4 protein-coding genes and 1 pseudogene are annotated in these 6,631 nt (G+C 73.1%); 4 read left to right on the top strand and 1 reads right to left on the bottom strand.

What is annotated here, in order from left to right; all coding sequences use genetic code 11:
• Window positions 1–182: 182 nt before the first annotated feature.
• Window positions 183–1,346, bottom strand: coding sequence for a hypothetical protein (locus tag AB0E19_RS38090; protein ID WP_362189667.1), 1,164 nt, complete (start codon window positions 1,344–1,346; stop codon window positions 183–185).
• A gap of 333 nt (window positions 1,347–1,679) precedes the next feature.
• On the opposite strand from AB0E19_RS38090, the gene mtrA reads away from it, so the two are divergent.
• The 4 genes and pseudogenes from mtrA to AB0E19_RS38070 all read left to right on the top strand — a co-directional run.
• The gene (mtrA, locus tag AB0E19_RS38085; protein WP_030498730.1) at window positions 1,680–2,357 is read left to right on the top strand and encodes a two-component system response regulator MtrA; all 678 of its coding nucleotides are present in this window, start codon (window positions 1,680–1,682) and stop codon (window positions 2,355–2,357) included.
• 1 nt (window position 2,358) lies between these two features.
• Window positions 2,359–4,371 carry an MtrAB system histidine kinase MtrB gene (gene mtrB / locus AB0E19_RS38080; protein WP_362189662.1) on the top strand — a complete coding sequence of 671 codons (2,013 nt, stop codon included), beginning with the start codon at window positions 2,359–2,361 and terminating at the stop codon, window positions 4,369–4,371.
• A gap of 49 nt (window positions 4,372–4,420) precedes the next feature.
• The gene (locus AB0E19_RS38075; protein ID WP_362189670.1) at window positions 4,421–6,241 is read left to right on the top strand and encodes an LpqB family beta-propeller domain-containing protein; all 1,821 of its coding nucleotides are present in this window, start codon (window positions 4,421–4,423) and stop codon (window positions 6,239–6,241) included.
• A 174-nt stretch (window positions 6,242–6,415) separates the two neighbouring features.
• Window positions 6,416–6,499: pseudogene (locus AB0E19_RS38070) on the top strand (ComF family protein); the annotation flags it as partial.
• Between the last annotated feature and the right edge of the window lie 132 nt (window positions 6,500–6,631).

Here is a 6,631-nt window from a genome sequence, read left to right as displayed (position 1 = left end):
AGGGGGGACCCTGTGGGAGAGTAGGACGCCGCCGAACAATCATTGTGGGAAAGCCCCGCACCTTATGGTGCGGGGCTTTTCTGCGTTTCCGGGGCCGAAATCGGGAAGGGTGTCTGCCTCGGTATGAGTACGGCCCCCGTCTCCTCGTTCCGAGGAGGCGGGGGCCGTTTGTGGTGAGGGGGTCAGTCGTCGGTGCCGGCCGCGGCCTTGGTGAGTTCCAGGTCCAGGGCCTCGCGGCGGATGCGCTGGTCGACGTAGAGGAAGACGGAGACGCCCGCGGCGATCGGGTACGTGAGGGAGCTGGTGATGATTCCGCCGACGGCCATGACGGAGAGGTACGTCCACGTCAGCTCGAAGCCGCCGTCGAGGGCGAAGGCGACCGCCGTGAACGGGATCGTCAGGATCATCGTGAAGATCATGATGAGGAGCTGGGCCAGCAGCGTGATGCCGAAGATCCGCCACCAGGAGCCGTCGACGAGCTTCGCCGAGCGCTTCAGCGCCGGGACGATGCCCTGACGCTCCAGCATCAGGGCCGGGGACGCCAGGCCGAAGCGGATCAGCAGCCAGACGATGGCCACGAAGGCCGCCGCACCGCCGAGGAAGGCGAGCGTCGCGCCGCCCGCACCGCCGAGCAGCAGACCGGGGAGCATCGCCACGAAGGCGAGCGCTCCGGCGCCCAGCGGCAGGGCCAGGGACAGGAGCAGGAGCTGCGGCAGACGCGGGCTCGCCTCCCGCCAGGCCTCGGCGACGGTCACCGGCCGGCCCAGGACGGCCCGGCTGACCACGATGGTGAGCAGCGCGCTGGTGAAGACCGAGGCGGCCACGGAGACCAGCATCGTCGGGGCCAGCTCGGTGAAGGAGGCCCGGAGGTACTCGGAAGCCGCCTCCAGCTGCTCCGTCGGCGTCGCGTCCGCGTGCAGGGCCGGAACCTCCGCGGAGAGGTAACGCTGTACGAACACCAGGGCGACCTGGGTGACGACGGCCACGGGGACCGTGACGGCCAGCACCGTACGCCAGTAGCGGCGGAGGGTCGTGACCGAGGCGTCGAGGATCTCGCCGACGCCCAGCGGACGCAGGGGGATGACGCCCGGCTTCGGGGCCGCCGGGGCGCCGTAGCCGCCCCAGCCGCGCTGCGGGGGCGGGTTCCCCCAGGCCCGGCCGGGAGCCGGCGGCGGGGTCGGACCGCCCGGGGGCGGCGACCAGCGGCCCGCGGGCGGCTGGTCCTTCGACCACTGGGGGCCGGAGGCGTCCGGCTCCGGCGCGGAGGGCTGCCCGGGGATCGCGGGGCCGTCCTGGCCGTCGGAAGGGGCGGATCCGGGCGTGTTCCGGCCCGGAGTGTCGTTCACGGTCGTCCACCTCGAAGGATTGGGTCGCGGTGCCGGTCGGCGAACCGGCCTGGTCACGGCGGCCGTCCACGGTCGGGCGGCGGGCCGGCTGCCATCGTGCCACGGGGAACCCCGCGGCGGACCGGGCAGGAAGCACCGTCCGGAACGTGGGCGTTCGCGGCCCGGCGGGGTACGGTTCTGGGCGACCACGGGGGCACGGGGGGTGACAGTCGTTACTGGCGGCGGGGCGCCCGGACACAGGGAGTCAGAGACTTCGTCCGGGACGTCGTCGCAGGTCAGTGAGGTATCTCACCAGCCGCCTTGAGACTGATACGGAAATGGGATGATGTCGATATGAAGGGACGCGTTCTCGTCGTCGACGACGACACCGCACTGGCCGAGATGCTCGGGATCGTGCTCAAGGGTGAAGGGTTCGAGCCGTCGTTCGTCGCGGACGGCGACAAGGCCCTCGCCGCATTCCGCGAGGCCAAGCCGGACCTGGTGCTGCTCGACCTCATGCTGCCCGGACGGGACGGCATCGAGGTGTGCCGGCTCATCAGGGCCGAGTCCGGCGTGCCCATCGTGATGCTGACGGCCAAGAGCGACACCGTCGACGTCGTCGTGGGCCTGGAGTCCGGGGCCGACGACTACATCGTCAAGCCGTTCAAGCCCAAGGAGCTCGTCGCCCGTATCCGGGCACGGCTGCGGCGCTCCGAGGAGCCCGCGCCGGAGCAGCTCACCATCGGTGACCTCGTCATCGACGTGGCCGGGCACTCCGTCAAGAGGGACGGCCAGTCCATCGCGCTGACGCCGCTCGAGTTCGACCTGCTGGTCGCGCTCGCCCGCAAGCCGTGGCAGGTGTTCACCCGCGAGGTGCTCCTGGAACAGGTCTGGGGCTACCGGCACGCGGCCGACACCCGGCTGGTGAACGTCCATGTCCAGCGGCTGCGCTCCAAGGTCGAGAAGGACCCGGAGCGGCCGGAGATCGTGGTGACCGTCCGTGGCGTCGGTTACAAGGCGGGACCGAGCTGATATGAGCAAGGGCAGTACTGCTCCGGAGTCCCCGGCCCCCGGGGGCCGTACCGGGCGGGCTGCCGGACCGGGACGGGGGGGCTCGCGTTCCGGCCGCCTCAGGCGCGGTGGACGGCTCCTCCAGGACGGGACGCCGGGCGGCAGGGTCTTCAGGATCGTCGCCCGGCTGGTGCGCCGTCCGCTGCTTCCGGCGGTACGACTCTGGCGGCGGAACATCCAGCTGCGCGTCGTCGCCGGCACCCTCCTGATGTCCCTCGGCGTGGTCCTGCTCCTCGGCCTCGTCGTCATCGGGCAGGTCCGCAACGGTCTGCTCGACACCAAGGAGAAGGCCGCCCAGATCCAGGCCGCGGGCGGGTTCTCCGCCGCCCAGGACCGGGCGGCGACCACGCCCTTCGTGCCCGGGCAGGACGGCGTACGGGCCGGATCCTCGGTGAACTGGCGCTCCACGCTCGTGGAGCAGCTCGCCAGCGGTGGCCAGAACGCGTTCAACGTGGTGGCGCTCTCGCTGGACTCCAGCGACACCGCGAGCCGCGGCGCCCGCGCCTCCGGCGAGGTCGACCCCGCGCGGTCCGTCCCCGCCGACCTGCGACAGCAGGTGGCGCAGGGCAACGTGCCGTACCAGAAGTTCGGGCGCATCCACTACACCAGCGACAAGCAGTCCGAGCCGGGCCTGGTGATCGGCAAGCGGCTCAACGACGCCGAGGGCAAGCAGTACGAGCTGTACTACCTCTTCCCGCTCACCCAGGAGGAGGACTCCCTCACCCTGGTCAAGACCACCCTCGCGACCGCCGGACTCTTCGTCGTCGTCCTGCTCGGAGCCATCGCCTGGTTCGTGGTGCGGCAGGTCGTCACCCCCGTACGGATGGCCGCCGGGATCGCCGAGCGGCTCTCCGCCGGACGGCTCCAGGAACGGATGAAGGTCACCGGCGAGGACGACATCGCGCGCCTCGGCGAGGCCTTCAACAAGATGGCCTCCAACCTCCAGCTCAAGATCCAGCAGCTGGAGGAGCTGTCGCGGATGCAGCGGCGGTTCGTCTCCGACGTCTCGCACGAGCTGCGGACCCCGCTGACCACCGTACGGATGGCGGCCGACGTCATCCACGAGGCCCGTGTCGACTTCGACCCCGTCACCGCCCGCTCCGCCGAACTCCTCGGCGACCAGCTCGACCGCTTCGAGTCGCTTCTCTCCGACCTCCTGGAGATCAGCCGCTTCGACGCGGGCGCCGCCGCCCTGGAGGCCGAGCCGATCGACCTGCGGCAGGTGGTGCGCCGGGTCATCGGCGGCGCCGAGCCGCTCGCCGAGCGCAAGGGCACCCGGATCGTCGTCGTCGGCGACGAGCAGCCCGTCGTCGCCGAGGCCGACGCCCGACGCGTCGAGCGGGTGCTGCGCAACCTGGTCGTCAACGCCGTCGAGCACGGCGAGGGCAAGGACGTCGTGGTGAAGCTGGCCGCGGCCGGCGGGGCCGTCGCCGTCGCCGTACGCGACTACGGCGTCGGACTGAAGCCGGGCGAGGCCACCCGGGTCTTCAACCGCTTCTGGCGCGCCGACCCGGCACGCGCGCGTACCACCGGCGGAACAGGCCTCGGCCTGTCCATCGCGGTCGAGGACGCGCGGCTGCACGGCGGCTGGCTCCAGGCGTGGGGCGAGGCCGGCGGCGGTTCGCAGTTCCGGCTCACGCTGCCGCGCACGGCCGACGAGCCGCTGCGGGGATCGCCGATACCGCTGGAGCCGGAGGACTCCCGGCGCAACCGGGAACAGGCCGCCGCGGGCCGGGCGCAGGACTCGGGGCGTACCGCCTCCGTCCCCGCCCAGCCCGCCGGGGAACGGGCCCCGCTGCCCGGCGTGCCGCCGAGGATCCCGGCGCCGCCGAGCGCGGCCGTCGACCCGGCGGCGCTGCCCGGCAACGGCGCCCGGGTGGTGGCCCGGACGGCGGCCGAGACCGAGCAGGGCGCGGGCACGAGTACGGGCAGGGCGGGGAACGCGGAGCGGGAGGACGGCACACGTGAGCGCTGACGCGCGGAAGCGGCTGCGGGCGGGGCGGGGACGGGCCGGACGGGCGCTGGTGCTCGCCGCCTGCGGCGGAGTCCTGGCCACGGGCTGCGCCACCATCCCCGACAGCGGCGACGTCCAGGCCGTGCGCGGAGCCAACCCCGGAGACTCGCAGGTGCGGGTCTACGCGGTCGCCCCCCGGGAGAACGCGGATCCGGACGAGATCGTCGACGGCTTCCTGGAGGCCATGACGAGCGACGACCCCGGCTTCGCCACCGCCCGCAAGTACCTGACGGAGACGGCCGCCAAGAGCTGGAAGCCGGAGCAGAGCATCACCGTGCTCGCCACCGCGCCCGACCGCCAGAGCGCCTCCCGCAACGCCGACCCCGAGAACCAGGGGCGCGCGTACCCGATCTCCGGCCGGAAGATCGCGACCGTGGACGCCCGGCACGCGTACCAGCCGAACAGTCCCGTGGAGTACGCGCAGGCGATCCACGTGGTGCAGGAGACCGTGCCCGGCGGCAAGGACAAGGAGTGGCGGATCGACGGCCTGCCGCCCGGCCTGGTCCTCGGCGAGGCCGACTTCCTGCGGAACTACCGCTCGGTCAACAAGTACTACTTCGCCTCCGGCGAGGACTGGCTCGTCGCCGACCCCGTCTACATCCGGCAGCGCCAGGACCCCGTCACCCGGATGGACCCGGTGACGCAGACCGTGAAGGCGCTCCTCGAAGGCCCCACGCACTGGCTGCGGCCCGCCGTCGACTCGCCGTTCCCCTCCGGGACGGAGCTGGCCGCGGGCGTCACGACGCTGACGACGGACGACCAGTTCACCCTCAAGGTGCCGCTCAACGCGAAGGCCGACCGGTTCGGCGGCGAGGTGTGCCGGCGGATGGCGGCCCAGATGCTCGTCACGCTCGGCGACCTGACCTCCGTACGGGTCGACCAGGTGGAGCTCCAGGCCGAGGGCGGCGGCGCCGTGTGCCGGCTCGGGAAGGGCCAGGCCGAGGAGTTCCAGGCGGTCAGGGCCGCGGCGCAGGACGAGACGCCGTACTTCGTCGACGACGACGGACGGCTGATGGCGCTCGCCCCCGGCGGCAAGGACGGGGTCCCGCCGACCGCCGTGCCCGGCCCGCTGGGCAAGGGCGCCGTGCCGCTGGGCTCGGCCGCCGTGGCCCGCGGCGAGACGCGGGCGGCCGGGGTGTCCGAGGACGGCACCTCGCTGTACGTCTCCTCGATCACCACCGAGCAGGAGCAGCTGCCGCCCGTCTTCAAGAGCGCGGCCGTGGGCCCGGCGGCGGCCCACGACGGGCTCTCGCAGCCCAGCTGGGACGGCCGCCGCGGCGACCTGTGGGTCGCCGACCGGGCCAAGGGCCACCAGCGCCTGGTGGTCGTGCCCGACGGCACCGGCAAGTGGTTCGAGGTCCGCACGCCGTGGCTGACCGAGGACACCCGCGTCGAGTCGCTGCGCGTCTCGGCGGACGGGGTGCGGATCGCGCTCCTCATCACCCGCGACGGGCGCACCACCCTCCAGATCGGCCGGATCGAGCGGCAGGACGGCGCGGACGAGCAGGTCCTGTCCGTGGTCGACCTCCAGCCGGCCGCGCCGCGCATGGAGTCGGTCTCGTCCGTCTCCTGGGCGGGCCCGAGCCGGCTCGTCGTCGTCGGCCGGGAGGCCGGCGGCGTCCAGCAGATCCGTTACCTCCAGACCGACGGCTCCACCTCCGCCAGCTCCGTGCTCCCCGGCCTCAACGGCGTCAGCGCGGTCGCCGCGCCCCACCGGGAGACCGAACCGCTCGTCGCCGCCTCCGGCAACGACGGCATCGTGCGGCTGCTGCCCGGCGCGAACTGGCAGCCGGTGGTGAAGTCGGGGAGCGTGCCGGTCTATCCCGGGTAGCCCGCCTGTAGGGGGCCACCCCGTAGAGGGCTGTGCCGAGAGGCCGTGTCGAGAGGCCATGCCGAGGGGCTGTGTCGAGGGGCTGTCGCCCGTCGGCGCAGCCCCTCCGTCGTTGTCCACAGGCGGTTTTCCACAGGGGTGGCACCCCCCGCCCCTTCCCGTCACAGTGGAGCCATGCGGGGCTGGTGGCGCGAGATCTCCGGACTGGTGCTGCCGGGCACCTGTGAGGGCTGCGGGGCCGCTCGGACGGCCCTGTGCGCGCAGTGCGCCGGAGAGCTGGCGGGGGTCGGGGCGGGGATGTTGAGCGCCGCCCAGAGCGCCGCGGTGGCGGCGACGACCGCGATGACGACCGAGAGGGCGACGAGCACGGGGTCGTAGTGGACGGTGCCA

The sequence above is a fragment of the Streptomyces sp. NPDC047974 genome (genome assembly GCF_040653375.1).
Classification (GTDB): domain Bacteria; phylum Actinomycetota; class Actinomycetes; order Streptomycetales; family Streptomycetaceae; genus Streptomyces.
The sequence above is the reverse complement of the archived record's forward strand: the minus strand, read 5'-3'. Positions and strand labels throughout refer to the sequence as shown.

Coding starts and splice junctions, on each gene's coding strand:
- mtrA (WP_030498730.1), top strand. CDS start 1,680: ATGAAGGGACGCGTTCTCGTCGTCGACGACGACACCGCACTGGCCGAG.
- mtrB (WP_362189662.1), top strand. CDS start 2,359: ATGAGCAAGGGCAGTACTGCTCCGGAGTCCCCGGCCCCCGGGGGCCGT.